The sequence below is a fragment of the Levilactobacillus parabrevis ATCC 53295 genome, from assembly GCF_001434055.1.
Taxonomy (GTDB): domain Bacteria; phylum Bacillota; class Bacilli; order Lactobacillales; family Lactobacillaceae; genus Levilactobacillus; species Levilactobacillus parabrevis.
In genome coordinates, this window is the sequence record NZ_AZCZ01000074.1 from 1 (window position 1) to 3,723 (window position 3,723).

Annotated in this window: 1 protein-coding gene; it reads left to right on the forward strand. The window is 51.7% G+C overall.

The window, feature by feature from the left end; translation table 11 throughout:
• Positions 1-2,868 precede the first annotated feature (2,868 nt).
• Complete coding sequence (locus FD07_RS12530; protein WP_020090332.1) at positions 2,869-3,720, forward strand: hypothetical protein; 852 nt, start codon at positions 2,869-2,871, stop codon at positions 3,718-3,720.
• Positions 3,721-3,723: the final 3 nt, after the last annotated feature.

The following is a 3,723-nucleotide window of genomic DNA, read 5'->3' on the forward strand; positions in this document are numbered from 1 at the left end:
CCGACAGTGATTCTGATTCCGACAGCGACTCCGACTCAGATAGCGATTCTGACTCTGACAGCGACTCCGATTCCGATAGCGATTCTGACTCTGACAGCGACTCCGACTCCGATAGTGACTCAGATTCCGACAGTGATTCGGACTCCGATAGCGACTCCGACTCCGATAGTGATTCGGACTCCGACAGTGACTCAGACTCCGACAGTGACTCTGATTCCGACAGTGACTCCGATTCCGACAGTGACTCCGACTCCGATAGCGACTCCGACTCCGATAGCGACTCCGACTCCGACAGTGACTCCGATTCCGACAGTGACTCAGACTCCGACAGTGATTCTGATTCCGACAGCGACTCCGACTCAGATAGCGATTCTGACTCTGACAGCGACTCCGATTCCGATAGCGATTCTGACTCTGACAGCGACTCCGACTCCGATAGTGACTCAGATTCCGACAGTGATTCGGACTCCGATAGCGACTCCGACTCCGATAGTGATTCGGACTCCGATAGTGACTCAGACTCCGACAGTGACTCTGATTCCGACAGTGACTCTGATTCCGACAGTGACTCCGACTCCGATAGCGACTCCGACTCCGATAGCGACTCCGACTCCGACAGTGACTCCGACTCAGACAGTGATTCAGATTCCGACAGTGATTCTGACTCAGACAGTGATTCGGACTCCGACAGTGACTCAGACTCAGACAGCGATTCCGACTCAGACAGTGATTCCGACTCCGACAGTGACTCCGACTCAGATAGCGATTCCGATTCGGACAGCGACTCCGATAGCGACTCTGATTCGGACAGCGATTCCGACTCGGATAGCGACTCCGATTCGGACAGCGACTCTGACTCCGATAGTGACTCCGATTCGGACAGCGACTCGGACAGCGACTCTGACTCGGATAGTGACTCCGATTCTGACAGCGACTCGGACAGCGATAGCGATTCTGATTCCGATAGCGACTCCGACTCAGACAGCGACTCGGATTCCGACAGTGATTCGGACTCGGATAGCGACTCAGATTCAGATAGCGACTCAGACTCCGACAGTGACTCTGACTCGGATAGCGACTCAGATTCCGACAGCGATTCTGACTCAGATAGTGACTCCGACTCCGACAGTGACTCGGACTCCGACAGTGATTCGGATTCTGACAGTGATTCGGATTCCGACAGTGATTCTGACTCAGACAGTGATTCCGATTCTGATAGCGACTCAGACTCTGACAGCGATTCAGACTCTGACAGTGATTCGGACTCCGATAGTGATTCAGATTCCGACAGTGATTCTGACTCTGATAGCGACTCAGATTCAGATAGCGACTCAGATTCAGATAGCGACTCCGATTCCGATAGTGATTCCGATTCGGATAGCGATTCCGATTCTGATAGTGATTCAGATTCCGACAGTGACTCAGATTCCGATAGCGACTCCGATTCAGACAGCGATTCGGACTCCGACAGTGACTCCGATTCCGATAGTGATTCGGACTCCGACAGTGACTCGGACTCTGACAGTGATTCGGACTCCGACAGCGATTCGGACTCCGACAGTGACTCCGATTCCGATAGTGATTCGGACTCCGACAGTGACTCCGATTCCGACAGCGACTCGGACTCCGACAGCGATTCGGATTCCGACAGTGATTCGGATTCCGACAGTGATTCGGATTCTGATAGCGATTCGGACTCCGACAGTGATTCCGATTCTGATAGCGACTCGGACTCCGATAGTGACTCGGACTCTGATAGCGATTCCGACTCGGATAGTGACTCGGACTCTGATAGCGATTCCGACTCCGACAGTGATTCAGACTCGGATAGCGATTCAGATTCCGACAGTGACTCAGACTCAGATAGTGACTCCGATAGCGATAGTGATTCTGACTCCGACAGTGACTCAGACTCCGACAGTGATTCCGATTCGGACAGTGACTCAGATTCCGACAGTGATTCTGATTCAGATAGTGACTCTGACTCGGATAGTGATTCCGATTCAGACAGTGATTCGGACTCCGACAGTGATTCGGACTCCGACAGTGACTCAGACTCCGACAGCGACTCTGACAGCGATTCCGACTCCGACAGTGACTCTGACTCAGATAGTGACTCCGATAGCGATTCCGACAGTGATTCTGACTCCGACAGTGACTCGGACTCCGATGGTGACTCTGATGCTGACGGCGGATCCGGTTCAANTGGTGACTCTGATGCTGACGGCGGATCCGGTTCAAATGGTGGCAACGGGTCTGGTTCGAACGGCGGTGGGTCAAACGCCGGTGGCGGAAGTAGTGGTAGCAGTTCAAACGGTGGCGGTACGACTACCGGCGCTGGTACTGGAACGACTGGTACCGGGTCAAACACTGGAACGACCGGTGCCACGGCAACGCCAATGGGGTACGCAGCGAGTGCAACGCCAACAACTGGTGACGGTACGCAACCAGCTGTAACAAACTTGGCTAGTCCAAATGCTGACAATGACAAGGCTTCGGCTAGTGATTCGTCAGACAAGAAGACGGCTGATAAGTCCACTACCTCGAAGAGCGGGGCGGCTGCCAATCCATCAACTGGTAACGATGCTGATTCCGGTCAAAACTCTCAAAACGATGGGAACAACCTGACGCTTTGGGGCTCCATTCTGGCAGCTATTGCGGCTGTGACCGGTGGTTCATGGTGGTACTTCGGTGGCAAACGTGGTAAGCATGGTGATAATTAACAATCGTTATCACAAAAGTAGCAAATAGTAACAAAATGGTTTAAAAGTGGGTATACTTGATTTATATCCAGACGGGTCCCCTTTGGGTCAAACTGGGGGGACTCTTATATTAGAAAAATAATTAATGTGAGGGGCGGTTCTATCCATGAAAAAGACAGTGATTAAGGAACTTCGTGAGGCACTTACGAGGCTTGGAACAAGTAAGGATCAAGCAACGGGGAAGGTGACTTTAGCGCTGTCTATATCGGATAAACGTCACCGTGCCAAGACGTCATTTATACGGGCAACTAGTTTCGATCAGGCTTGGAAGACGGTTACTGAAACTCTGGCGCCTGCCCCCCAAGAATCTTGGGTTCGGATTGAGACGGTCAACAGTCTTCAGCGGCGGCCACTAGTGGACTTACAACAGGATTTGAAAGTCATGACCCGTATGAACTTTTGGCGTCGTGGTGTTAGCTTTGATCCGGAGCTAAAAACAGCGTTACTTGAGATGGAGATTAATGGTCATGAGTTCTTTCATCCAGGTAAGGATCACCAGGTTGGTAAGAACGCGTCAGATATGTGGATTGACTTTAAGGCGATTGCCGATTACCTACAGGAACGAGATGGCCAAGACGTGCCAGACTTAGCGGCAAGCCAGTATATCTGGAGTTTTACGACGACGGGGATCTTCACTGACGGACAACAGATTTGGCCGCTGGCTACGCGCGAGGATGGGACGACTGGCGTTCGGTTACTACAGAACCCTAAGCAAGAGATTCAGTCGTATTTGACGGCAGGAGAAGCCTATCTGGCTCGGCAGATCGATGACGATGGTAAATTTGTTTACGGTTACTTTCCAGCGATGCAACGGGTATTGACTAACTACAACAGTGTCCGGCATTTCTCATCAATTTATGCGCTGATGGAAGCGATTGCGGCGACCGGAAATGTGGCAGATATCGAAAAGGCACGAACGGCTTTGCAATGGGGGATTGGTCCCCTGTCAATAAAATAGACA